This window comes from Pragia fontium DSM 5563 = ATCC 49100 (assembly GCF_900112475.1).
Lineage (GTDB): Bacteria > Pseudomonadota > Gammaproteobacteria > Enterobacterales > Enterobacteriaceae > Pragia > Pragia fontium.
Map to the genome: position 1 here is coordinate 1 of NZ_FOLW01000021.1, position 23591 is coordinate 23591.

Genomic DNA, 23591 nt, shown 5'->3' on the forward strand with positions numbered 1-23591 from the left:
GCTCTCAGTGTCAGAGGTAATGGGGCACTTGAAAGGAAGAACAGCGATAAGGCTGTTTAATAAATTTCCCTATTTAAGAAAGAAAAAGCTGTGGGGCAACCATTTTTGGGCGAAGGGCTATTGTGTAGATACCGTAGGTGTAAATGCAGAAATGATTCGTAAGTATGTTAAGTATCAAGAGAAACATGAACTTGAAGATAATCAATTAAGCTTAAAAGGGATGTGAAGCGAGGGCCCTATGGGTTCGAGCTTAGTACGCCCCTCAGGGGCGCCAAAGCAATGCCGCCTTCTATGAAGGCGGATTTTTACGTAACATGCCTTTGTCCTATTGATGAGTTTTTGTCACTCGCAAAAATTAGTCGTCGTAACGTTTCGCTTTATATTCTGGATGCATCAGGTTCTTGATAGAGAAAATATCATCCAGCTCTGCTTCGGTCAGGAGGCCGCGCTCAAGCACTACTTCACGTACGGTTTTGCCCGTTTCAGCACAAATCTTACCGACGATGTCACCGTTATGGTGGCCAATGAATGGGTTCAGATAGGTAACGATACCGATAGAACCGAAGACATAAGCTTCACAAACTTCTTTATTTGCAGTGATGCCATCAACGCATTTCTCAACCAAGTTGTGACATGCATTAGACAGGATATGGATAGACTCAAATAGCGCCTGACCGATAACCGGCTCCATCACGTTTAACTGTAATTGGCCTGCTTCAGCAGCCATGGTGATGCAGGTGTCATTACCAATAACTTTAAAGCAAACCTGATTAACCACTTCTGGAATCACTGGGTTAACTTTTGCCGGCATGATGGAAGAACCAGCCTGTAGCTCAGGTAAGTTAATTTCGTTCAAGCCAGCGCGAGGGCCGGAAGATAATAAACGAAGATCGTTACAGATTTTAGACATTTTAACCGCAAGACGTTTCAGCGCACTGTGAACCATAACGTAGGCGCCACAGTCGGACGTTGCTTCAATTAAGTCTTCGGCCAGAACACACGGGAAACCGCTCACTTCAGCTAGCTTCTGTACCGCTAAAGGAGAGTACTCTTTTGGTGTATTTAAACCGGTACCGATCGCCGTGGCACCAAGGTTAACTTCAAGCAGTAGTTCCGCGGTACGGTTAATGCTTTTCACTTCTTCTTTCAGCAGTACGCTGAAAGCATGGAACTCTTGGCCTAAAGTCATCGGAACCGCATCTTGAAGCTGAGTACGGCCCATTTTCAGCACATCTTTGAACTCTTCTGATTTACGATCGAAACCGGCACGAAGCACTTCAATAGACTCAACCAGCTTCATCAGGGAAGCGTAAACCGCGATACGGAAACCAGTAGGATAGGCATCGTTAGTGGACTGGCACTTATTCACGTGATCGTTCGGATTCAGGTACTGATATTCACCTTTCTGATGGCCCATGATTTCCAGACCAATATTGGCGATAACTTCGTTGGTGTTCATATTAACTGAAGTACCCGCACCACCCTGATAAACATCAACCGGGAATTGGTCCATGCACTTACCGTTTTTCAATACTTCATCACAAGCCTGAATAATGGTATCAGCAACTGCACGAGGAATGGTTTTCAGTTCCTTGTTAGCCATTGCTGCTGCTTTTTTAACCATCACCATGCCGCGAACAAATTCTGGAATATCACTGATTTTGTTGTTGCTAATATAGAAGTTTTCAATGGCGCGTAGCGTATGAACACCGTAATAAGCTTCGGCTGGTACTTCACGTGTTCCTAACAGGTCTTCTTCGATACGAATGTTTTTTGACATGTAAACCTTCTTTAATATACCAAGATGAATAAACAGAGAAAAACTGTGTTGCTAAGTACTACAAGTTATAATTAGAAGCGTTGGTGCTCTTGAGGTAAGGATCATAGGCGCCTTTTTTTTAAAAGTATGAACCTAGATCAGATTATTGACATCACAAAAAATAATGTTGGTATAAATGTGATTTATGTCACGAAAATGATAGGTTGTTGTTTTTATCGTCAGAGTTGAAATTTTAAGACGTCGTCACTATATCAAAGCTAGATAACTAGTGTATTAAACTACTTTCTGTTTTTTTTATGATAGGTTATCAAAACATCACTATGATGTTACTTATTGCGATTTATTGAGATAACATCATGATGTAACGCGATAAAAAACAATTTAATTTTACCTTACCGGAAGGAGCCTCTGTGCGCTGGTTGCCGCTTGTTTTACTGTTTGTATTGGTTTACATCGAGATCACTGTTTTTATTAAAGTGTCCGCTGTTTTCGGTGTGGCCCTGACGCTTATTCTGGTTATCTTAACCTCTTGCCTCGGTGTTTCGCTGGTTCGTCATCAAGGGATGAGAACGTTAATCCAGATGCAGGAGAAGCTGGCCTCGGGTGAAAATCCAGCCAATGAAATGGTGAAGAGTGTTTCACTGTTGTTAGCGGGATTTCTGTTACTGATTCCCGGCTTCTTTACCGATTTTTTAGGATTATTGTTTCTGCTGCCGCCGGTGCAAAAACTGCTAACCCTGAGAATGATGCCCTATATTCATACTTTCCGCGCCACTTCAGGAACTTATCAGTCAGATAGCCAACAGGGCTACACGGTTGAGGGTGAGTTTCAACGTAAAGAAGACGATAGCAATAAACATCTTGATGATAAGAGTAAATAAACGTCGTTGCGCTTTTTCACCCTATCATTGTCTGTTATTTAGGCAAACACTCGAATGTAGAGTTTTTTTTACCTTTCCCCCCTTGAAGGGGAGAAAATGCCCCCAATATCTGTTGCACAAGGCGGGTATGCATATACCGGCTTAACCCTAACCTGATAAGGACCTTCTCAAAGGAGAGCTATCAATGAAAATTCGTCCATTACACGATCGCGTAATTGTTAAACGCAAAGAAGTTGAAACCAAGTCTGCTGGTGGTATTGTTCTGACCGGTTCTGCTGCGGCAAAATCTACCCGCGGTGAAGTATTAGCCGTAGGCAATGGCCGCATCCTGGAAAACGGTGATGTGAAGGCTCTGGATGTAAAAGTCGGCGATGTCGTGATTTTTAACGATGGCTATGGCGTGAAAGTTGAAAAAATCGATAACGATGAAGTCCTGATCATGTCCGAAAGCGATATTCTGGCTATTGTTGAAGCGTAATTATAGAGCGCTCTTGTTTTTGAACTGAATTAAAAGTTAAGGGAAACCATAAAGATGGCAGCTAAAGACGTTAAATTTGGTAATGACGCTCGTGTAAAAATGTTACGTGGCGTAAATGTTCTGGCCGATGCAGTTAAAGTGACTCTGGGACCTAAAGGTCGTAACGTCGTACTGGATAAGTCATTTGGCGCACCTTCGATCACTAAAGATGGTGTTTCTGTTGCGCGTGAAATCGAGCTGGAAGATAAATTCGAGAATATGGGTGCGCAAATGGTTAAGGAAGTTGCTTCCAAAGCCAATGATGCTGCAGGTGACGGTACTACCACCGCCACTGTTTTAGCCCAGTCGATTATCACTGAAGGTTTAAAAGCCGTTGCCGCGGGTATGAACCCGATGGATCTGAAACGTGGTATCGACAAAGCCGTGGTAAAAGCGGTAGAAGAACTGAAAAAACTGTCTGTACCTTGCTCTGATTCCAAAGCGATTGCTCAGGTTGGTACTATTTCTGCAAACTCCGACGTTAGCGTGGGTGCATTAATTGCAGAAGCGATGGAAAAAGTAGGTAAAGAAGGCGTTATTACCGTTGAAGAAGGCACAGGCCTGGAAGACGAATTAGACGTTGTTGAAGGTATGCAGTTCGATCGTGGCTACCTGTCTCCTTATTTCATCAACAAGCCAGAGACTGGCGCTGTTGAACTGGAAAGCCCATTCATTCTGTTAGTAGATAAGAAAATCTCTAACATCCGTGAAATGCTGCCGGTATTAGAAGCGGTTGCTAAAGCTGGTAAACCACTGGTTATCGTGGCTGAAGACGTTGAAGGTGAAGCGTTGGCTACGCTGGTTGTTAACACCATGCGCGGCATCGTTAAAGTTGCAGCGGTTAAAGCACCTGGTTTCGGCGATCGTCGTAAAGCCATGCTGCAAGACATTGCTACACTGACCGGTGGTACCGTTATTTCTGAAGAGATCGGTTTAGAGTTAGAAAAAGCTACTCTGGAAGATTTAGGTCAGGCAAAGCGCGTTGTTATCAACAAAGACACCACTATCATTATCGATGGTGTGGGCGATGAAGGTGCAATCAAAGGCCGCGTAACCCAAATTCGTCAGCAAATCGAAGAAGCAACTTCTGACTACGACCGTGAGAAGCTGCAAGAGCGCGTAGCTAAATTAGCTGGCGGTGTTGCGGTTCTGAAAGTTGGCGCAGCAACTGAAATCGAAATGAAAGAGAAGAAAGCTCGCGTAGAAGATGCGTTGCAAGCAACTCGTGCTGCGGTTGAAGAAGGTGTGGTTGCTGGTGGTGGCGTAGCGTTAATCCGCGTTGCTGCTAAAATTGCTGACACCAAAGGTGATAACGAAGATCAGACCGTTGGTGTTCGCGTTGCTCTACGTGCAATGGAAGCGCCATTACGTCAAATCGTTGCTAACGCCGGTGAAGAACCATCTGTTGTTGCTAACAACGTTAAAGCGGGTGAAGGTAGCTACGGTTATAACGCTTCAACTGAACAGTATGGCGATATGATCGATATGGGTATCCTGGATCCAACTAAAGTTACTCGTTCAGCTCTGCAATATGCAGCTTCAATCGCTGGCTTAATGATCACTACCGAATGTATGGTGACCGATCTGCCAAAAGAAGAGAAGTTAGACATGGGTGGCGCTGGCGGTATGGGCGGCATGGGTGGTATGGGCGGAATGATGTAATTCCCCTCCATTCAGTCTTTCTGAATAATAAAAACCCCGATTAAATCGGGGTTTTTTTATATCTTCAGTTCGTGAGTGATTCTATTTATTCCTGATGGTGCAATAACTGAATAATGCTATCCGGATGGTAATAACCACATTCTTTCAGACTTTCTGCCGACTGAATTAATGCGCCAGTATATTGCCGACGCCAGCGGTGATAAATGTTCACAATATCAATCAGCTTAGATTTTCTCAGCTGTGAATACATCATCGCCCAATAACTGGTGAGATTGCGTAACATAAAGCAGTCAGTGACCAACTGATAGTAGCTTTCGTGCTCATCCATTTTGGCGTGGAAGGGAAAGCCGTCGTGATACAGGCGATAAAACAGATAATTGGTCACAATGTGCGGAAAATCATTCACTACTGGCAGCGCGATACGTTTCCAGGTGTTCTCTAATTCGGCTATTTTTTGTGCCCCGCTTTCCGACGATTGCTCCATAATGTCCTGATGCACCGATTGCCAAAACGTTTCCATGGTTGGTACGGTTTCCGTATTGGCCAGTGCAGAAATTTGGGCACCAATCCGGGCAAACAGCTGCCATTGCTTTAGATAGTCATGAGGAATTTGGCTCATACTGGTTTTGATAAATGACGGAGTCAGCAATGCTGCTCGTGCCTTTATTTTTTCTTTCGTCTGATTGAGCGTTTTCTTATTGGTATAGTCGTCTTTATTTAACGGAAGAACGATTTGGCCAATGGCAAATAGCCTTTCAGATAGCGTTAATTCGGGGCGTAGTGCAATGGAGATGCATTCTGAATTGACCAACTGATACATATCATTGAGCGGTGATTGGCTGCGTGCAGCGATATTCTTATGGGATTCCACCCAGATGGACGTTTGGCTCATCAAAATCTGACCGCAGGCTTCTGGGCACTCTATCGCCAGACTTTTACGCAACTCATTTTTCCAACGGATATTGACGTAAGGGTAGTCGATACAAAATTTAGGCCGAGTGTGACAATTATCCGAATCACCGATTCGGCAGTAGGTATAGCTGCGGTCGCGTTCAAAAAATGGGCAGTAGTTATCGTTGGTAAGAAGGATAATTCCCCAATTGTCAGGATCGATTTTTTCTAAATGGATATTTTTCTGAGCAACGGAGCGAATCATTTTATCTTGGCTTTTCAGATAAGAGCGGGAACTGATTTTATCCAGCGGGATCTCTTTGCCAATGCAACACGTGCATAAGCATCCACCGCCATTGCATTGAAACCTACGAACATATTCAGGCTCATATATATCAATAATATTCATCCGAAACTTATCCAGTATTTATAATTTCCTTATGCAATTATAGTACGTATTTATTCCATAGTGGTAAATACTTCAGGTTATATAATTTCCCTTAAAATAGTTTTAACTATTATTCAGAAATATAATTATCAATTTAATACGTCAGTTCTTATTAAAAAAAACCAATAATATAATGTGGTAAATATGACGATAATGTCATCTTTTATTGCGGGTATTTATTGCTGAAAAGGCCGACTGGCGGGGAAGCCAGCCGGAAATGTAGAGAGTGGGATAAATTTTATTGCTCGATCAACCTCAAATCCAAAGGTGTTTTACTCGGTTGTCCACCTATTTCGCGCGTTAATCGAGGGACTAAATAACCGGAGGTTTTCTCCAACATTTGTCGCATAATTTTTCGGGCTAAATTGTCATCTACCATAAAATGAGCCGCGCCCTGAACTTTATCTAAAACGTGAATATAATAAGGAAGAATGCCCGCATTAAATAAGCTATTACTTAGTTTAACTAGGGTGTCTGCATTATCATTAATTCCCTTTAGCAGCACACTTTGATTGAGTAGCGTAACACCGGCTATTTTTAGCTGCTGCATGCTCTTAGTCACTTCAATATCAATTTCATTGGCATGATTAATATGCGTTACCAGAATAATTTGTAGGCGAGATTCGGCAAAGCGGCGGCATAGAGCATCGGTGATACGAGCGGGAATTACCACAGGGAGTCTCGAATGTATGCGTAGTCGTTGCAGATGAGGTATTTTTTCTGCCTCGGTTATCAGCCAGTCCAGTTCATGATCTTTGGCCATTAACGGATCACCGCCGGAGAAAATTAGCTCATCCAACTCGGGGTGCTGATTGACGTAATCCAGTGCCTTTGTCCAACTGGCTTTGTTGCCTGGGTTATCCTGATAGGGAAAATGACGGCGAAAACAGTAGCGGCAGTTGACGGCGCAGCCGCCTTTAACCAGCAGTAAGGCACGATTATGATATTTGTGCAGCAATCCAGGAGCCGCGGTATGCTGCTCTTCAAGAGGATCTTTACTGTATCCCGGGGTTTCAAAAAATTCATCCTGAAGGGTTAAGACCTGTCGTAGCAGCGGATCTTCAGCGTCACCTTTACGCATTTTGGCGGCAAATGCTCGGGGAACCCGCAGAGCAAATAAACGACGAGCGTCAACCCCTGCAAGGAGTTCAGGATGATTTTGTAACGATAAAAGTTGTAATAATTCTTCAGGATCGGTAATAACATCCGATAACTGCTGCAACCATCCTTCTCTAGTTGCGGTGTTATGGGTTACAATGTGCGCCATTTTTAGCTGAGCTACCTAATTAATTAAGAAAGAGGACCATCATGGCGTCTTATTCTAGCAACGATTTCCGTCCGGGTCTTAAAATCATGTTGGACGGCGAGCCTTGTGCTGTCATTGAAAGTGAATTTGTTAAACCAGGTAAAGGCCAGGCCTTTGCTCGCGTACGTTTACGTAAGCTGATTTCTGGTAAATTATTAGAAAAAACCTTCAAATCTACCGACAGTGCCGAAGGCGCTGACGTTATGGATATGAACCTGACTTATTTATATAACGACGGTGATTTCTGGCACTTCATGAATAATGAGACGTTTGAGCAATTAGCCGCTGATGCTAAAGCCGTTGGTGACAATGCCAAATGGTTAGTTGAACAAGCTGAATGTATCCTGACTCTATGGAATGGTTCACCTATCGCTGTGACTCCACCTAACTTTGTTGAGCTGGAAATTACAGAAACCGATCCTGGCTTGAAAGGTGATACCGCCGGTACTGGTGGCAAGCCTGCAACACTGTCTACCGGTGCAGTAGTGAAAGTGCCGTTATTCGTGCAAATTGGTGAAGTAATCAAAGTTGATACTCGCTCTGGCGAATACGTATCACGGGTTAAATAATTTCACCCCGGATATTCAATAAGGCCGTTAATACGGCCTTATCTGTATCCAACTAAAGATAAGGAGGGGAGGATGTTAAAGACAATAAGTGCACTATTATTATCGTTAGTGATTTTATCCGCTCTCAGCGGATGTAATACCGTCCGTGGTTTCGGTGAAGATATTCGCCACGTAGGCAGCGCCATTGAGCGTGGAGCAAGCTGAAGCACAACTTTTCTACATTACTCTCTTACCATGGGTGATCATTTCTAATGCCACCATTAGTGATTACGATTTGCATGCTGACCCTCAGCAATGTATTTATGACTTTTGCCTGGTATGGCCATCTGAAGTATTTTCATAGCAGAACCTGGGTTATTGCGGCTTTCGTCAGTTGGGGAATCGCCCTGTTTGAATATTTACTACAGGTACCTGCCAACCGTATTGGTTATGAGGTGGCTAGTGCCGGTCAACTTAAGATTATTCAAGAAGTGATTAGCCTGACGGTATTTATTCCGTTTTCGATGTATATCCTGAAAGAACCATTCCGTACCGATTATATTTGGGCTGGGCTCTGTTTACTGGGCGCGGTATTTTTTATGTTCCGCCATAAAATCATGGTATAATCGGCACGTTAATATCAGCCTGTCAGGGCGATCATTTTTCATTTCAAACTCGCTAATCGGGACGACCCGATTACGCATCAGTTATCTGGGGACGACCCCAAAGCATCAGGGGTGTATAAGTATGGCTTGGATTATTTTAATTATTGCCGGTATGTTGGAAGTGGTATGGGCAATCGGTTTGAAATACAGTCACGGATTTACCCGTTTAACGCCAAGTATTATTACCGCAGTCGCCATGGCGGCCAGCGTTTTTCTATTGGCGCACGCCATGAAAACGCTGCCGGTAGGCACGGCTTATGCGGTATGGACCGGGATTGGTGCCGTTGGTGCGGCGATAACCGGTATTCTCTTACTGGGTGAGTCGGTCAATGCGATGAGAATCATCAGCCTGTGTTTAATCATTGGCGGAATTATTGGCTTGAAATTTAGTTCGTAAGCCATGAGTTAGCCTTATTCCGGATTAGGGATAAGGCTAACCAAGTTATTCCGACAGATTCTCTGTGGGGTTTAACGCCGTTAGGATTGACAGAGTATGGCTGAGATCTTGTTTTTTATTGTCTGCCAGCCGTTCCAGCCCGGCGACAATAAACGAGAGTAGATATTCACACGCCTGTTCTTTGTTTTCCACCGAACAAAGCTGCTCAGACAGCCCGCCAATACGATCGACTTCTGAGAAGGTATTGCACATCACCCCCACCATAAAATCAAAACCCCATTGAATGCTGGCTTCATCCGTATTAGGTAACGTACGGCGCATCTCTTGCTGAAATAGCACGGCGCTGGAATCAAACTGATCTTGCAACAATGATAGGTTATAGCCTAATAGCGTCGACACGATACGTGCATAGCTGCGCCAGCCCGCACCGCCATTTAGATGCCAGAATAAGTAGGGCGTGATAAAGGCATGAACGATTTGCTCAATGGAGAGAGGTTTACCGTTATTCTCTTTACTGAAGTAATCCAGTAGCTGCCGTCGTGATTCACTCAATAAACCAATCCGGCGTTTAATTACCGCATCAAACAGCGCGTCTTTAGTGCCAAAATGATAGTGCGCCAATGCCAGCTTAACGTCAGCTTTTTGCGTAATCTGACGGATAGATACGGCATCATAGCTACTCAGGGCAAAGAGTTCTTCAGCAGCATTAAGAATTTTTTCTGATGTTGATATTTGCATGTCGTATTTTGTACCGTCTAAGAAGCAACTAATGGCTTATTGGGGCAGTAAACCTGTCGTAAAGCGTGAAACGCTTAATATACCGAAGCGTAAATCATCTGCCGGAGCAATCACTTTCAATCATATTCAAGGTAAGCGATTGATCATTATAAAGCCGCATAAGAGAAATACATCTAATTTTATCCCATCTTCAACATAGACAGCACGTATGGCTATGTTTTTACGCCTGCCTGTTGGGCTAAAAAAATCCAATAATCACCCTATTTTTTAACAGGTTGGAAAACTTTTATTTACCTTATATCGATTTATCAGGATCCATCTCACGATCTGATAAAAATGGGTTGGACGACTGTCCAAATGATCTATAGGTTGGACGTACGACCAATAAGTTGCTTGTCATCAAATTCCAGAAAAAACAGTGGAAGCCCGTTTAGATAAATAAAAGTGAGAGTGACCCATGAAAATCATCGATCTTAGCGTAACCATTGAAGACAATACCCCGTGCGATCCTCCTTCAATGCCAACCCGAATTGACTATTGGGGGCATGAAAAAGGCGCTGAACATATGCGCCAATTTTTCCCTACCGCAACGGAAAAGGATCTGCCGGATGGCCTCGGTTGGTCAATTGAATATATCCAGCTAACCACCCACAGCGGCACACATCTGGACGCCCCTTGGCATTATCACCCCACCATGAATAAAGGCGAGCCCGCCCGCACTATCGATCATGTTCCGTTGGAATGGTGCTTCTCGGACGGCGTAAAGCTCGATTTCTCTACAACGCCCGGTGAAGGCGGCAAGATTACCGTCGCGCATGTTGAAGCAGAACTGGCACGCATTGGCTATACCCTGAAACCACTGGATATTGTGGTTATCCATACTGGTGCCATGAAGCACTGGGGGACGGCGGCTTACACCAGTGCTGGCTGTGGCATGAGTCGTGAGGCAACTCTGTATTTGCTGGAACGCGGTATCAAAGTGGTTGGCACCGATGCCTGGAGCTGGGATCGCCCGCTTTCTCTGATTGCAGAAGAATTCGAACAAACCGGTGATTCTTCTTTGATATGGGAAGGGCACTTTGCCGGTATCGAACGGGAATATTATCACATGGAAAAAATGTGCAATCTTGATCAGTTACCGCCATTTGGCTTCAAGATCGCCTGTTTTCCCGTGAAAATTAAGGCTGCCAGCGCAGGCTGGTGCCGTCCGGTTGCTATGTTTGACCTCTAATCAGGAGACGACATCATGACGAATTCCAGTAGTGCGTCAACCAGCGGCAAAAAGAACGTCAAATGGCACGTATTATTCGGCGGCTTCTTTGGTTACATGTTTGATGCGGTAGATATTTTGCTGTTGGCCGTTTCAATGCCGGTCATTATTGCCGATCTCGGCATTTCCAAAGCAGATGGTGGCCTGTTGGCTACGTCGACGATGGTGGGGATTGGCCTGAGTAGTATTGTGGTGGGTTGGTGCGCTGATAACTATGGTCGGCGTAAAACGCTGTTCTGGAGCCTGATGCTATTCAGCGTTCTGACGGCGGCGATTGCCTTCACCAGTACATGGTTTGAAATTTTAGTCCTGCGTTTTCTGGCCGGTTTGGGGCTGGGTGGGGTATGGAGCATTATCGTTGCCTATATTTCTGAAACCTGGCCCGCCAAACAACGTGGACGTGCAGCATCTTTTGTGCTGAGTTCGTTCCCGGTTGGGGCTGGTTTAGCGGCCTTTCTGTCTTATCTGATTATTCCAAGCTATGGCTGGCGAGCGCTGTTTCTGTGCGGTGCCGGTGCGATTATTGCGGCGATTTACTTCCTGATTTTCGTTCCCGAGTCAGAAACCTGGCAGAAAGAGAAAGCATCGCGGAAAAACCAAGGGGAAAAAGTATCGATTTCTGAAATTTTCTCTGCCGGTTTGGCTCGCAATACCATTCTTGCCACCGTCGTTGCCAGTTTCGGACTGATTGGTTATTGGGGCTGCACCACCTGGTTACCGCTATTCCTGACTCAGGATCGTGGCTTGAGTCTGGAAACCATGTCTTTGTTCTTCGTGGTACTGAACGTCGGTATGTTTGTTGGTTATAACGCCTTTGGGGTGCTGGCCGATAAGGTGGGGCGACGTACTGCACTTATCTGGTCATTTATTGGTACCGCCATCACTTTACCCATCTACGTCAGTATGACTGGGGAAACCGCCTTACTGATTATGGGGCCGGTTTATGCCTTTTTTACCGCGTTTGTTGGCCTGATGGGCTCTTATTTTCCGGAGTTGTTCCCGACTCGGGTACGGACCATTGGCGCCGGTTTCTGTTTCAACATTGGCCGTGGCGTATCCGCTTTTGCCCCTTTTGCGATGGGCTTTATCGCCCAAAGCTACGGCCTGACGACCGGCATTATGATCTGCGCTGTTTTCTTCTGTCTCGCTGGATTCATGATGTTCGCTCTACCGAATATTGACGCCAAAAAACAGTCCGCAGTAGCGCCATCTCATACCGAAGTACAGGAAGGAAATTAATATGAATAACAAAACGATTATTACCGTCGCCACGACCGGCGCTTTCCCTAGCAAGCAGGATAACCCGAATATTCCGTTGACGCCGAAAGAGATTGCCGATGATGTCTATGAGTGCTGGCAGGCCGGTGCCGCTATTGCTCACCTGCATATGCGTGACGACGAAGGCAAAGGCACCATGAGTATCGATAAATTTACCGAAACCGTAGGTTTAATCCGTGAAAGATGCGATATCGTGATTAATCTGACGACCTCCGGCGATCTGAATGCCACCGATGAAACGCGCATGATGCACGTACCCGCCTTGAAGCCAGAACTGGCTTCTTATGACTGTGGTTCCATGAACTGGGCCCATAGTGGTTTATTTATTAATCATCCTAAATTCCTCGAAAAGCTGGGTCAGGTGATGATTGATAGCGGGGTAAAACCGGAAATTGAAATTTTTGATGCCGGTATGTTTTATAACTCCCTCTATTACATCAAGAAAAATCTGATTAAAACACCGGCCTATTACCAACTGGTATTGGGTGCCGCCGGGGGTACCGCTGCAACGGTAGAGAATCTGGTGTATTTGAAAAATCTATTGCCAGCAGAAGCACACTGGTCAGCGTTTGGTATTGGTCGAGGTCATATGCCTATTCTGCTGGCAACGCTGGCATTAGGCGGACACGTGCGCGTTGGCATGGAAGATAACGTTTATTACAGCAAAGGTCGGTTGGCTCAATCGAACTCAGAGTTTGTTGCCCGAGCGGTACGTCTGGCGGATGAAGCTGGTCGTGAAGCGGCAACACCGGCAGAAGCACGGCAGATTCTTGGCCTGAGAGGAGCGGTGCTATGAGTGATATCGTTATTGTTAATGCCGCAAGAACGGCGATTGGTAGCTTTGGCGGGGCGTTGGCATCGGTTTCTGCCCCTAAATTAGGCACGTTGGTTGCGGAAGAGGTGATAAAGCGCGCTGGTATTGAGCCCGGCGTGATCGATGAAGTTATTTTGGGCAATGTGCTGCAATCAGGCCTGGGGCAAAACCCTGCGCGTCAGGCTGCGCTGAACGCCGGTATACCGCAGAGCGTACCGGCAACCACCATTAATGTGGTATGCGGTTCGGGTTTAAAAAGCGTGATGATGGCGGCGCAAATGATCGCCGCTGGCGATGCGCAAACGGTATTGGCTGGTGGCATGGAGAATATGTCCGCCGCCCCTTACTTGCTGGATAAAGCGCGTTGGGGATACCGGATGGGCAATGGCACTTTAGTGGATAGCGTGGTTCACGATGGGTTGAGCTGCGCATTTAATCAATATCATATGGGCATGACCGCCGAGAATGTTGCTGAGCGCTACGGGATTACTCGAGCAGAACAGGATGAAGTGGCTTTGCGTTCACAGCAGCGCGCGGTGGCAGCGATAAATAGCGGTGCTTTTAGCCAAGAGATAACGCCGGTCACTATTCGTCAGAAAAAGGGGGATATTGTCTTTAATCAGGATGAATATCCGAGAGCAGAAGCCTCTGCTGAGGCATTAGCCAAGCTGCGTCCCGCGTTTAAAGCGGACGGAAGCGTCACGGCAGGTAATGCATCCGGCATCAACGATGGCGCTGCGGCATTGATTGTCATGAGTGCAGAAAGAGCGAAAGCCCTTGGCTTGAAACCGATGGCGCGCATTCGCGGCTACGGCACGGGGGGTGTCGATCCGGCCTTTATGGGCATGGGACCGGTTCCTGCCACCCGCAAAGCGCTGGAAAAAGCCCGCTTAAGTATGGCCGATATCGATCTGATTGAAGCTAACGAAGCGTTTGCTGCCCAATTTATCGCCGTTGGCCGGGAGCTGTGCTTCGATGTGGAAAAAACTAACGTTAACGGTGGTGCTATTGCGCTGGGGCATCCTATCGGTGCATCCGGTGCACGTATTCTGGTGACCTTACTGCATGCGCTACAAGCTCGGGATAAAACCTTTGGACTGGCCACGCTATGCGTGGGTGGTGGGCAGGGTGTGTCAGTGATTGTTGAACGGATCTAACAGGAGGGTTCAATGAAATCCAAAGTGATGACCAGAACGGATATGACTCGCCACTTTCGCGATGGCATGAGCATCATGTTCGGTGGTTTTATGGGCAGCGGTACACCGCCTGCCATCATGAAAATGCTGTTTGATTCGGGAGTAAAAGATTTAACCCTGATCGGCAATGATACGGCGATTCCCGGTCTTGGCGTGGCTCCGCTGATTGAGGCCGGAAGGGTGCGCAAAGTGATCGCTTCCCATATTGGACTGAATCCGGAAACCGGTCGGCAAATGATGGCGGGTGAAATGGAAGTGGAACTGGTTCCTCAGGGAACGCTGGTTGAACGGATTCGTGCCGGTGGAGCAGGACTCGGTGGATTTCTGACGCCAACCGGTGTCGGTACCGTGGTGGAACAGGGAAAACAACGGATGACTATCGATGGGCGAGATTATCTGTTGGAGCTGCCCCTAAAGGCTGATTTGGCGGTTATCCATGCCAAACGCGGCGATACTGCCGGTAATCTCTATTATCGGCGTTCTGCCAGAAACTTTAATCCGATTATCGCTCTGGCGGCTGAGCGGGTATTTGCCGAGGTAGAAGAGCTGGTTAACGTCGGCGATCTTGATCCAGATATGGTGATGACGCCCGGCATGCTGGTGAGCGGTCTGATAACAGGAGATGAGTGATGAGCCCAAAAGAGTTTATTGCCCGACGTGTCGCTCAGGAATTGCAGGATGGCGATATTGTTAATTTAGGTATCGGCTTACCCACTCTGGTCGCCAACTTTATTCCTGATGATGTCGATATTGTGCTGCAATCGGAAAATGGCTTTCTGGGTATCTGCCCGGTCGATGAGGCGAATCCGGATCCTGATCTGGCCAATGCGGGAGGGCAGCCATGTGGGATTATTGCCGGTGGTTCCACTTTTGACAGTTCCTTTTCGTTTGCTTTGATTCGCGGCGGTCATGTGGATGCTTGCGTATTAGGTGGTCTGGAAGTGGATCAACAGGGCAATCTGGCTAACTGGATGATCCCCGGCAAAATGGTGCCGGGTATGGGTGGCGCTATGGATTTAGTCACCGGCGCACGTAAAGTTATCGTCGCCATGGAACACAATGCGAAAAACGGGGCGGCAAAAATCCTTAAACAGTGCGCATTACCATTAACTGCCCAAAGCTGCGTTTCAATGATTGTCACTGAGCTGGCCGTTTTCCGGTTTCAGCATGGAAAACTGGTGCTGACGGAGCATGCACCGGGAGTTTCTGTTGAGGATATTCGGCAACGAACCGAAGCAGAGTTTGTGGTAGATAATGCACTTGCCCAGATCAATGTCGAGGTTCTCACCACTGCGTGAGCATCCGTTAATTGACAAAGATGGTGCCAGCGATGGCATCATTCTTTGCTGATTAATTGAGTTTTGCTACCCGACTGTTGCCATGGATGGCGATGCTCGGGTATTTCTTTCATCCTTGATAAGACAATCGTCCATATTTGTTAAATAAACACCAGTTTTAACTTAACCGTTTCAGCTGGAAAGCCAGTCTACATATAAATCGAAACGTTTCGATAAGCGTCACAAATTTTCAAAATAGTTTTTGCTTTCTTTCTTAATCTTCCTACACTCCTCCTATCAACGAAACGTTTCGATGGCGTGCTAAACGCCCGTTTAATGAGGTGGGTTTAATGAAAAAGGGTACCTTGCTGAATTCCATGCTTTCTTCGGTGATTTCGCGATTAGGGCATACTGATACGTTGGTTATCGGTGATGCTGGTTTACCCATTCCGGCGTCGGTTGAACGTATCGACTTAGCCGTCACCCATGGAGTACCTTCATTCTTACAGGTTTTGGATGTTGTTACCGATGAAATGCAGGTCGAAAAGGCGATTCTCGCCAATGAGATTAAAGATAAAAATCCGCAGCTTCATCAGCAGCTGCTAAGCTGCATTAAACAGCTTGAACAGCGTCAGGGCAATCACATTGCTTTGGAATATATCAGCCATGAAGCATTTAAAGCGCTATCTCACGATAGCCGTGCGGTGGTGCGTACCGGAGAGTGTTCTCCTTACGCCAACGTGATTTTGTGCTCCGGCGTCGTTTTTTGAGGGCCTGATATGCAACCCCTACTTAAACTCAGCGGTATTGATAAATCCTTCCCAGGGGTTAAGGCGCTGTCTGGTGCCAGCCTGAGCGTTTATCCCGGTAAGGTGATGGCGTTGCTGGGAGAGAATGGTGCCGGTAAATCAACGCTGATGAAAGTGCTGACCGGTATTTATAGCAAAGATGCTGGCACCATCGAATATTTGGGCAAAGACGTTTCTTTTAGCGGCCCAAAAGCCTCTCAGGAAGCGGGAATCGGTATTATCCATCAGGAACTGAACCTGATTCCTCAGCTCAGCGTGGCAGAGAATATTTTTCTCGGCCGTGAGTTCGTCAATATCTTCGGACGTATTGATTGGAAGAAAACCTATGCCGAGGCGGATCGCCTGCTGCGCCGCCTGAATGTTGATTACAGTAGCCGTCGTTTGGTGGGAGAACTGTCGATTGGCGATCAGCAAATGGTTGAGATTGCCAAGGTGCTGAGCTTTGAGTCGAAAGTCATCATTATGGATGAACCCACCGATGCCCTAACCGATACCGAAACCGCCTCACTGTTCCACGTGATTAATGAATTACGCGCTCAAGGGTGCGGTATCGTTTATATCTCCCATCGTCTGAAAGAGATCTTTGAGATTTGTGATGATGTGACGGTATTACGCGATGGCTCATTTATTGGCGAACGCCCGGTTGCAGAACTGGATGAAGATCGACTGATTGAAATGATGGTTGGTCGTCGTTTGGAAGAGCTTTACCCGCGTTTGGATCAGCCGCGCGGTGCTTTGCAGTTACAGGTGAAGCATCTGTCCGGTAAAGGCGTCCATGATGTGAGCTTCGATCTTTATCGCAGTGAAATTCTTGGCGTTTCTGGCTTGATGGGCGCCGGGCGTACCGAGCTGATGAAGATGATCTACGGTGCACTGCCTCACACTGCTGGCAGCATTATGCTGGATGGACATACCATCAAAATCCATAGCCCACAGGATGGTCTGAAAAACGGTATTGTGTATATTTCAGAAGATCGTAAAGGTGATGGTTTAGTGCTGGGCATGTCGGTGAAGGAGAATATGTCACTCACCGCGCTGCGCTATTTCAGTCAACAGTGGGGTTCACTGAAGCATGCCGAAGAACAGCAGGCGGTCAGCGACTTTATTAAATTATTCAATATTAAAACGCCATCGATGATGCAGCCTATTGGTTTGCTCTCCGGTGGTAATCAGCAGAAGATTGCTATTGCCCGCGGTTTGATGACCCGACCCAACGTTTTGATCCTCGATGAACCAACGCGTGGCGTGGACGTGGGTGCCAAAAAAGAAATTTATCAGCTAATTAATCAATTTAAACGAGAAGGGTTAAGCATCATTCTGATTTCCTCCGAAATGCCGGAAGTTATCGGCATGAGCGATCGCATTTTGGTGATGCATGAAGGCCGTATTAGCGGCGAATTCCCTATTGAACAGGCAACGCAAGAAGTACTGATGGCCGCGGCAGTGGGCAAAAAGTACGGTGTGACTCAGGAGTAACGGACAGTGAATAACTCAAATAGCCCTTCAACAAGCCGCTTCAATAAAGAGTGGTTGCTTGAACAGAAATCGTTGATTGCTTTGATCGTGTTGATCATTGTGGTTTCATTTCTGAGCCCTAACTTTTTTACCGTCGATAACCTGTTTAATATCCTGCAACAAACCTCGGTGAACGCGATTATTGCCGTCGGAATGACGCTGGTGATATTGACTTCGGGCATTGATTTATCCGTCGGTTCCCTACTAGCACTGACCGGTGCGGTTGCTGCAACGTTGGTGGGGATGGAGCTGAATGTCTTTGTTGCCTTAGGCGGCGCATTAGCCTTAGGTGCCGCAATGGGCACCATTACCGGGGTGATTGTGGCGAAGGGCAAAGTACAGGCATTTATCGCAACGCTGGTGATGATGCTGATCTTACGCGGTGCAACGCTGCAATTCTCTGAAGGCAGCCCAATCAACCTTGGCTTTTCTGATGCATCCGATGCATTTGAATGGTTTGGTATTGGTCGCCCATTAGGTATTCCAACACCGATCTGGATTATGGCAATCGTCTTTATTGGTGCTTGGTATCTGCTAAACCATACCCGTTTAGGGCGTTATATTTATGCATTGGGTGGCAACGAAGCCGCGACCCGTTTATCCGGTATTAGCGTCGATCGGGTTAAGATTATTGTTTATGCTTTGTGCGGTATGCTCACCGCACTGGCCGGTGTGATTGAAGTCGGGCGTTTGTCTTCAGCACAACCAACGGCGGGCTTGGGTTATGAACTTGATGCTATTGCCGCCGTGGTACTGGGTGGAACCAGTCTGGCAGGTGGTAAGGGCCGAATTACCGGTACTCTGATTGGTGCACTGATTCTGGGCTTCCTGAGCAATGCGCTTAATTTATTGGGTATCTCTGCCTACTTCCAGATGATTGTTAAAGGTGCCGTCATTCTCTTGGCGGTATTAGTAGAAAACAGAAGCAGTAAATAACCTTTTTATACAGGAATAATGACGATGAATATGAAAAAACTGGCTACCTTAGTTTCTGCTACAGTCTTAACCCTTTCTGTCAGTGCTGGTGCAATGGCAAAAGATAACATTGCACTGGTGGTCTCTACGCTGAATAACCCATTCTTTGTTTCCATGAAAGATGGTGCACAGAAAAAGGCTGATGAGCTGGGCTATAACCTGATCGTGTTGGATTCACAGAATAATCCGGCTAAAGAGCTGGGTAACGTGCAGGACTTAACCGTACGCGGTACCAAATTACTGCTGATTAACCCAACGGATTCTGATGCCGTGGGTAATGCGGTGATGATGGCGAATAAAGCCAATATTCCCGTGGTCACCCTAGACCGCGCAGCCAATAAAGGCGTAGTAGCCAGTCATGTCGCCTCTGATAACGTGGCCGGCGGTAAAATGGCCGGTGACTATATTGCCGAGAAATTAGGTAATGAAGCGAAGGTTATTCAGTTAGAAGGCATTACCGGAACGTCTGCCGCCCGTGAGCGTGGTGAAGGCTTCAAACAGTCAATGAAAGATCATCCATTTAAGCTGTTAGCTAGCCAACCGGCGGATTTTGACCGTACCAAGGGTTTGAACGTTATGCAGAACCTATTGACGGCTCACTCTGATGTTCAAGCGGTATTTGCTCAAAATGACGAAATGGCGCTGGGTGCAATGCGCGCGCTGCAAACTGCCGGTAAGAAAGATGTGTTGATCGTCGGTTTTGATGGCACCAATGACGGTATTAAAGCGGTGAAAAGTGGCCGTCTGGGCGCCACCGTTGCTCAACAGCCAGAGTTGATTGGTAGCATGGGCGTTGAAGCGGCCGATAAGATTCTGAAAGGCGAAAAAGTGGATGCCAATATCCCGGTTGCTTTAAAGCTGATTACTCAATAAAGGTTTAAGCCAAGTCTTTAAGGGTTAACCTGATAGCAGTAACGCGCGGTAATCGATAAGGATTACCGCGTGATTTTTCCAAAGGGGCAACAGATGTCATCAAACAAACTGGTGGTGTTGGGCAGCATCAACGCTGACCACATTCTTAATGTAAATGAATTCCCTCGCCCGGGTGAAACCATCACGGGTAAGGACTATCGCATCTCATTTGGTGGTAAAGGGGCTAATCAGGCCGTTGCCGCAGGGCGCAGTGGGGCGAATATTACTTTTATTGCCTGTGTGGGCGATGATGATATTGGTCAACAGGTTTGCCGCCAACTGGCGAAGGATAATATCGATATTCATCCTATTGAGCGTGTGGCTGATAATCATACCGGCGTTGCCATGATTTTTGTGAATGGCAAAGGCGAAAACATGATTGCCATCGATGCCGGCGCTAATGCCGCAGTAACGCCAGACTATCTGGAAAAATATCGCCAGCAGGTTATTACTGCCGATGCTTTGTTGATGCAGTTGGAAACGCCATTGGAAACCATTATTGCCGCAGCTCAATTGGCAAAGCAGCATAATACCTTGGTTGCATTGAACCCCGCACCGGCAAGGGAATTACCCGATGAGCTGCTGACCAATATTGATATTATTACGCCAAACGAGACCGAAGCTGAGCAATTGACCGGTGTGGCGATTGTGAATAATGATGATGCAGACCGCGCAGCTGCTGTATTGCACGCTCGAGGCATTGGAACGGTGATTATTACGCTGGGTAGCCGAGGAGCTTGGGTCAGTATTGATGGTATTGGTCGTCTGATTGAAGGCTATACCGTTGAGCCGGTTGATACTATCGCGGCTGGCGATACCTTTAATGGTGCTTTGATTACCGCGATGCTGGAAGGTCAAGAATTAAGCCAAGCGGTTCGTTTTGCTCATGCCGCGGCAGCCATTGCCGTCACGCGTCGAGGCGCTCAGCCTTCAGTTCCATGGCGCAAAGAGATCGATGAATTTTTAGCAATCAGGTAGGAGTGGCGTTGTGGCAACAATGAAGGACGTAGCCCGTTTAGCCGGGGTCTCCACATCGACGGTGTCTCATGTGATTAACAATAATCGCTTCGTGAGCCAACCGGTCAGAGATAAGATTCTTTCTGCGGTTGCTGAACTGAACTATTCGCCGTCGGCGGTGGCGCGTAGTCTTAAAGCGAAAGAGACTCGCACCATTGGCATGTTACTGACTTCCAGTAATAACCCATTTTATGCCGAAGTGGTCAGAGGCGTTGAGCAGAGCTGCTATGAACGCGGATATAGTCTGATTCTGTGCAATACCGAAGGCAATACCCAGCGTATGGGCAGCAGTCTGGAAACGCTGCTGCAGCGTCGGGTTGATGGCTTGATTTTGATGTGTAACGATCGTAATCCTATCTCTGAAGCGTTGTTTTGCCACTATCCTAAACTGCCCATCGTGATGATGGATTGGGCACCGTTTAACGGGGTCTGCGATACCATTCAGGACAATTCGTTTATCGGTGGTCAACTGGCCACCGAATATCTGATCTCTCGCGGTTATCGCCGAATTGCCTGTATTACCGGGCCACAGGATAATACTCAGGCATGCCGCCGTTTGTCCGGTTATCAACAAGCTATGGATGACGCCAAACTGGCATCGCCGGAAAATTACCGTATTTTTAGTAATTTTGAGTTTTCTGGCGGGCTGGAAGCGATGCAGTCCCTGCTTAAATTACCGCAATTACCGGATGCGGTGTTTACCTGTAATGATGCGATGGCGGTTGGCGTGTATCTGGCGCTAAATCAGGCCGGATTGAAGGTTGGGCAAGATATTGCCGTGGTCGGTTATGATGATATTGAGTTGGCGAAGTTTATGTCACCACCGCTGACCACCATTCATCAGCCAACAGACGCCCTAGGTAAGCTGGCGATTGACACCTTATTACAGCGTTTGGAAAAACAAATCACTGAACCGCGTTCGCTGGCATTGACGCCGAAACTGATGGAGCGAGATTCCGTTGGTAACGGAGAGTTGTGCTGATGCCGCTAAGCTTCTAAAGCGGCATCAGAGCCCAGTCAACGAAGGCTAGTCATCCGTCTGGTAGCTAAATACCGGTAGACCAATTTTAAACCAGATAGCTAACATTCTGAAGGTAAAGCCGAAGGCCAGTGTCGCGATAATGGCGATATCGGTCATAATGTTCAGATGAATCAGACCAATGTATAGCATGGCTGAGGTAAAGGACACGCTGGCATACAGCTCTTTTTGGAACACCAACGGAATACGGTTACAGAAGATATCCCGCAATACCCCACCAAATACCCCAGTAATCAGCCCGGCAATGGCCGCAATAATCATCGGCAAGTTCATACTCATCGCCACCTGAGCGCCGATAATGGAAAATACCACCAATCCAACGGCATCCAACACCAGAAAGAATTTGCGTAGATAGATCATGACCCTTGAAGTGGCTACCGTCAGCACCGATGCAACGGCGACGATGAGCACATATTCTGGATGGGCGACCCAACCCAGCGGGTAGTGACCCAAAATCATATCGCGCACGGTGCCGCCGCCAATGGCGGTAACGGATGAAATGATAAGAACGCCAAAAATATCCATTTTACTCTTACCCGCAGCCAACGCTCCGGTCATGGATTCTGCGGTGATACCAATAATATAGAGATAGAATAGCATGGTGTGTCTGATTTGATGGTGATGGTGGGTGTATGTGTTAATTATTTCAGCTTTCCATGGTTTTTGCAGCTGTATTTTTGGTGTTTGGTTGGTTTTTTATATTGCCGTGGATTGCTGGTTAATTAAGCATTCGCACTCTGTATTCAAGAAGCTATTAATTCTGTCATCCCGGAGAAAACCGGGATCTCTGTTTTAGTTTAACGACAATGGTTGGCTTAGGGCGAGATGATTCGCTGCGCCCATTCACTCTGTGAATGTTTGCTTCGCCTACGGCTACGCGTTCCAACTTTCGTTGGGATGACGATAGGAATACTGTGATATGTCCTCATTGGCCACCTTTTCGTCATCCCGGTGAAAACCGGGATCTCTGTTTTAGCTTAACGACAATGGTTGGCTTAGGGCGAGAGCTCAACCTTTGTTGGGATGACGATAGGGATGTCTTCATAGCTATCAATCTTAATACACTTAATCGGAGGGAGAGCTTTACAGGCAACATTCTGTAGCCTGCCCTTCAGGCCAACACTGAGTGTTGTTCAACGCTAAGGCGTTGTCCGTTGGGGTCGTAGCGGGTTTACCCGCCGGAGGGCTCCCAGGAAAGGTAGGCCCGACGCCCACCGATGTTAAGGACATAAGGCCGTCCTTTAATTGAGTATCAGGACATCGCTATCCAATAAAAAACGCCCTCAATGGAGGGCGTTTATCATCAGGTCTATCAGCTTTAATCAGCCCTTACAGCATAAACACGCCGATAACGCCAATCACGCTCAGAACCGAGGCCAGTCCGTAGAACACCAGTTTACTGGCCGGAATATGCCACTTCAGGTCGTGGGTCATATGGTGCATACGGTGCAGACCACACCATAACGGCAGGATAATCATCAGCAGCAGGAACACCCGGCCAACAAAGCCCTGACAGAAGGCCAGAATACGCGGATAGCTTAACGCCTCCGGTGCCCAGCCTAACGGCAGAATAATCGCTACCAGCAGGATAATTGCCGGTGCCACCACTGCACCCCACATACCGCCTGCACCAAACAGGCCCCAGAATACCGGTTC

At 47.0% G+C, this 23591-nt stretch carries 27 protein-coding genes; 20 read left to right on the forward strand and 7 right to left on the reverse strand.

What is annotated here, in order from left to right; all coding sequences use genetic code 11:
• On the forward strand, positions 1-226 hold a 226-nt coding region (gene tnpA, locus BMZ28_RS16790; protein WP_074825060.1), incomplete at its 5' end, for an IS200/IS605 family transposase.
• Between the two features lie 129 nt (positions 227-355).
• Here the strand turns inward: tnpA and aspA are convergent.
• Positions 356-1780, reverse strand: coding sequence for an aspartate ammonia-lyase (gene aspA / locus BMZ28_RS16795; RefSeq protein ID WP_047782139.1), 1425 nt, complete (start codon positions 1778-1780; stop codon positions 356-358).
• A gap of 410 nt (positions 1781-2190) precedes the next feature.
• Between aspA and BMZ28_RS16800 the strand changes: the two genes are divergently transcribed.
• From BMZ28_RS16800 to groL, 3 genes are all read left to right on the forward strand, one after another.
• Complete coding sequence (locus BMZ28_RS16800; RefSeq protein WP_047782138.1) at positions 2191-2661, forward strand: FxsA family protein; 471 nt, start codon at positions 2191-2193, stop codon at positions 2659-2661.
• 184 nt (positions 2662-2845) lie between these two features.
• The gene (locus BMZ28_RS16805) at positions 2846-3139 is read left to right on the forward strand and encodes a co-chaperone GroES (protein ID WP_047782137.1); all 294 of its coding nucleotides are present in this window, start codon (positions 2846-2848) and stop codon (positions 3137-3139) included.
• A gap of 54 nt (positions 3140-3193) precedes the next feature.
• Entirely contained in the window at positions 3194-4840 is a 1647-nt protein-coding gene (gene groL / locus BMZ28_RS16810) for a chaperonin GroEL (RefSeq protein WP_047782136.1), read from the forward strand.
• Between the two features lie 85 nt (positions 4841-4925).
• Here groL and fliB read toward each other — a convergent pair whose 3' ends face one another.
• Entirely contained in the window at positions 4926-6140 is a 1215-nt protein-coding gene (gene fliB / locus BMZ28_RS16815; protein ID WP_074825063.1) for a flagellin lysine-N-methylase, read from the reverse strand.
• A 277-nt stretch (positions 6141-6417) separates the two neighbouring features.
• Positions 6418-7446, reverse strand: a complete 1029-nt coding sequence (gene epmB / locus BMZ28_RS16820) for an EF-P beta-lysylation protein EpmB (protein WP_074825066.1) — start codon at positions 7444-7446, stop codon at positions 6418-6420.
• Between the two features lie 41 nt (positions 7447-7487).
• Here epmB and efp point away from each other — a divergent pair, with 41 nt between their 5' ends.
• From efp to sugE, 4 genes are all read left to right on the forward strand, one after another.
• Positions 7488-8054 (forward strand): elongation factor P, encoded by a 567-nt coding sequence (efp, locus tag BMZ28_RS16825; RefSeq protein ID WP_047782133.1) that lies wholly within the window; start codon positions 7488-7490, stop codon positions 8052-8054.
• Between the two features lie 72 nt (positions 8055-8126).
• Positions 8127-8258 carry an entericidin A/B family lipoprotein gene (locus BMZ28_RS16830; protein WP_047782132.1) on the forward strand — a complete coding sequence of 44 codons (132 nt, stop codon included), beginning with the start codon at positions 8127-8129 and terminating at the stop codon, positions 8256-8258.
• Between the two features lie 47 nt (positions 8259-8305).
• Positions 8306-8659, forward strand: a complete 354-nt coding sequence (locus tag BMZ28_RS16835) for a DMT family protein (protein ID WP_047782131.1) — start codon at positions 8306-8308, stop codon at positions 8657-8659.
• Positions 8660-8780: 121 nt separating this feature from the next.
• Complete coding sequence (gene sugE / locus BMZ28_RS16840; RefSeq protein ID WP_047782130.1) at positions 8781-9095, forward strand: quaternary ammonium compound efflux SMR transporter SugE; 315 nt, start codon at positions 8781-8783, stop codon at positions 9093-9095.
• 45 nt (positions 9096-9140) lie between these two features.
• Here sugE and BMZ28_RS16845 read toward each other — a convergent pair whose 3' ends face one another.
• A complete protein-coding gene (locus BMZ28_RS16845; protein WP_053007670.1) occupies positions 9141-9833 on the reverse strand; it encodes a TetR/AcrR family transcriptional regulator in 693 nt (230 codons plus the stop codon).
• Between the two features lie 457 nt (positions 9834-10290).
• Between BMZ28_RS16845 and BMZ28_RS16850 the strand changes: the two genes are divergently transcribed.
• The 12 genes from BMZ28_RS16850 to rbsR all read left to right on the forward strand — a co-directional run bounded on the left by BMZ28_RS16850 (position 10291) and on the right by rbsR (position 21878).
• Positions 10291-11064 carry a cyclase family protein gene (locus BMZ28_RS16850; protein ID WP_047782129.1) on the forward strand — a complete coding sequence of 258 codons (774 nt, stop codon included), beginning with the start codon at positions 10291-10293 and terminating at the stop codon, positions 11062-11064.
• Between the two features lie 15 nt (positions 11065-11079).
• A complete protein-coding gene (locus tag BMZ28_RS16855) occupies positions 11080-12342 on the forward strand; it encodes an MFS transporter (protein WP_074825070.1) in 1263 nt (420 codons plus the stop codon).
• 1 nt (position 12343) lies between these two features.
• Positions 12344-13177, forward strand: coding sequence for a beta-keto acid cleavage family enzyme (locus tag BMZ28_RS16860; RefSeq protein ID WP_074825073.1), 834 nt, complete (start codon positions 12344-12346; stop codon positions 13175-13177).
• Positions 13174-14352: an acetyl-CoA C-acetyltransferase gene (locus tag BMZ28_RS16865; RefSeq protein ID WP_074825075.1), complete on the forward strand. Its 1179-nt coding sequence runs from the start codon at positions 13174-13176 to the stop codon at positions 14350-14352. Before BMZ28_RS16860 ends, BMZ28_RS16865 begins: the two co-directional genes overlap by 4 nt.
• 12 nt (positions 14353-14364) lie before the next feature.
• On the forward strand, positions 14365-15021 hold the full coding sequence (atoD, locus tag BMZ28_RS16870; RefSeq protein WP_047782125.1) for an acetate CoA-transferase subunit alpha: 657 nt from the start codon (positions 14365-14367) through the stop codon (positions 15019-15021).
• Positions 15021-15689: a 3-oxoacid CoA-transferase subunit B gene (locus BMZ28_RS16875; protein ID WP_074825079.1), complete on the forward strand. Its 669-nt coding sequence runs from the start codon at positions 15021-15023 to the stop codon at positions 15687-15689. Before atoD ends, BMZ28_RS16875 begins: the two co-directional genes overlap by 1 nt.
• 329 nt (positions 15690-16018) lie before the next feature.
• Entirely contained in the window at positions 16019-16438 is a 420-nt protein-coding gene (rbsD, locus tag BMZ28_RS16880; protein WP_047782123.1) for a D-ribose pyranase, read from the forward strand.
• Positions 16439-16447: 9 nt separating this feature from the next.
• Complete coding sequence (gene rbsA / locus BMZ28_RS16885) at positions 16448-17953, forward strand: ribose ABC transporter ATP-binding protein RbsA (protein WP_047782122.1); 1506 nt, start codon at positions 16448-16450, stop codon at positions 17951-17953.
• Between the two features lie 6 nt (positions 17954-17959).
• Complete coding sequence (rbsC, locus tag BMZ28_RS16890; RefSeq protein ID WP_047782121.1) at positions 17960-18928, forward strand: ribose ABC transporter permease; 969 nt, start codon at positions 17960-17962, stop codon at positions 18926-18928.
• A gap of 24 nt (positions 18929-18952) precedes the next feature.
• Complete coding sequence (gene rbsB / locus BMZ28_RS16895) at positions 18953-19840, forward strand: ribose ABC transporter substrate-binding protein RbsB (RefSeq protein ID WP_047782120.1); 888 nt, start codon at positions 18953-18955, stop codon at positions 19838-19840.
• Positions 19841-19933: 93 nt separating this feature from the next.
• Positions 19934-20857: a ribokinase gene (gene rbsK, locus BMZ28_RS16900; RefSeq protein WP_047782119.1), complete on the forward strand. Its 924-nt coding sequence runs from the start codon at positions 19934-19936 to the stop codon at positions 20855-20857.
• 10 nt (positions 20858-20867) lie between these two features.
• Positions 20868-21878: a ribose operon transcriptional repressor RbsR gene (gene rbsR, locus BMZ28_RS16905; RefSeq protein WP_047782118.1), complete on the forward strand. Its 1011-nt coding sequence runs from the start codon at positions 20868-20870 to the stop codon at positions 21876-21878.
• Positions 21879-21923: 45 nt separating this feature from the next.
• On the opposite strand, the gene BMZ28_RS16910 is transcribed toward rbsR, so the two are convergent.
• The 3 genes from BMZ28_RS16910 to frdD all read right to left on the reverse strand — a co-directional run.
• Positions 21924-22535, reverse strand: a complete 612-nt coding sequence (locus BMZ28_RS16910) for a trimeric intracellular cation channel family protein (RefSeq protein WP_074825082.1) — start codon at positions 22533-22535, stop codon at positions 21924-21926.
• Positions 22536-23018: 483 nt separating this feature from the next.
• Positions 23019-23165 carry a hypothetical protein gene (locus tag BMZ28_RS17555; protein ID WP_169052216.1) on the reverse strand — a complete coding sequence of 49 codons (147 nt, stop codon included), beginning with the start codon at positions 23163-23165 and terminating at the stop codon, positions 23019-23021.
• 99 nt (positions 23166-23264) lie between these two features.
• The coding region (frdD, locus tag BMZ28_RS16915; protein ID WP_074825086.1) for a fumarate reductase subunit FrdD at positions 23265-23591 on the reverse strand (327 nt) is incomplete at its 5' end.

Excerpts from the sequence above, each read along its gene's own strand:
- aspA (WP_047782139.1), bottom strand. The coding sequence starts at position 1,780 with ATGTCAAAAAACATTCGTATCGAAGAAGACCTGTTAGGAACACGTGAA.
- BMZ28_RS16805 (WP_047782137.1), top strand. The coding sequence starts at position 2,846 with ATGAAAATTCGTCCATTACACGATCGCGTAATTGTTAAACGCAAAGAA.
- groL (WP_047782136.1), top strand. The coding sequence starts at position 3,194 with ATGGCAGCTAAAGACGTTAAATTTGGTAATGACGCTCGTGTAAAAATG.
- fliB (WP_074825063.1), bottom strand. The coding sequence starts at position 6,140 with ATGAATATTATTGATATATATGAGCCTGAATATGTTCGTAGGTTTCAA.
- epmB (WP_074825066.1), bottom strand. The coding sequence starts at position 7,446 with ATGGCGCACATTGTAACCCATAACACCGCAACTAGAGAAGGATGGTTG.
- efp (WP_047782133.1), top strand. The coding sequence starts at position 7,488 with ATGGCGTCTTATTCTAGCAACGATTTCCGTCCGGGTCTTAAAATCATG.
- BMZ28_RS16830 (WP_047782132.1), top strand. The coding sequence starts at position 8,127 with ATGTTAAAGACAATAAGTGCACTATTATTATCGTTAGTGATTTTATCC.
- BMZ28_RS16835 (WP_047782131.1), top strand. The coding sequence starts at position 8,306 with ATGCCACCATTAGTGATTACGATTTGCATGCTGACCCTCAGCAATGTA.
- sugE (WP_047782130.1), top strand. The coding sequence starts at position 8,781 with ATGGCTTGGATTATTTTAATTATTGCCGGTATGTTGGAAGTGGTATGG.
- BMZ28_RS16845 (WP_053007670.1), bottom strand. The coding sequence starts at position 9,833 with ATGCAAATATCAACATCAGAAAAAATTCTTAATGCTGCTGAAGAACTC.
- BMZ28_RS16850 (WP_047782129.1), top strand. The coding sequence starts at position 10,291 with ATGAAAATCATCGATCTTAGCGTAACCATTGAAGACAATACCCCGTGC.
- BMZ28_RS16855 (WP_074825070.1), top strand. The coding sequence starts at position 11,080 with ATGACGAATTCCAGTAGTGCGTCAACCAGCGGCAAAAAGAACGTCAAA.
- BMZ28_RS16860 (WP_074825073.1), top strand. The coding sequence starts at position 12,344 with ATGAATAACAAAACGATTATTACCGTCGCCACGACCGGCGCTTTCCCT.
- BMZ28_RS16865 (WP_074825075.1), top strand. The coding sequence starts at position 13,174 with ATGAGTGATATCGTTATTGTTAATGCCGCAAGAACGGCGATTGGTAGC.
- atoD (WP_047782125.1), top strand. The coding sequence starts at position 14,365 with ATGAAATCCAAAGTGATGACCAGAACGGATATGACTCGCCACTTTCGC.
- BMZ28_RS16875 (WP_074825079.1), top strand. The coding sequence starts at position 15,021 with ATGAGCCCAAAAGAGTTTATTGCCCGACGTGTCGCTCAGGAATTGCAG.
- rbsD (WP_047782123.1), top strand. The coding sequence starts at position 16,019 with ATGAAAAAGGGTACCTTGCTGAATTCCATGCTTTCTTCGGTGATTTCG.
- rbsA (WP_047782122.1), top strand. The coding sequence starts at position 16,448 with ATGCAACCCCTACTTAAACTCAGCGGTATTGATAAATCCTTCCCAGGG.
- rbsB (WP_047782120.1), top strand. The coding sequence starts at position 18,953 with ATGAATATGAAAAAACTGGCTACCTTAGTTTCTGCTACAGTCTTAACC.
- rbsK (WP_047782119.1), top strand. The coding sequence starts at position 19,934 with ATGTCATCAAACAAACTGGTGGTGTTGGGCAGCATCAACGCTGACCAC.
- BMZ28_RS16910 (WP_074825082.1), bottom strand. The coding sequence starts at position 22,535 with ATGCTATTCTATCTCTATATTATTGGTATCACCGCAGAATCCATGACC.
- BMZ28_RS17555 (WP_169052216.1), bottom strand. The coding sequence starts at position 23,165 with ATGTCCTTAACATCGGTGGGCGTCGGGCCTACCTTTCCTGGGAGCCCT.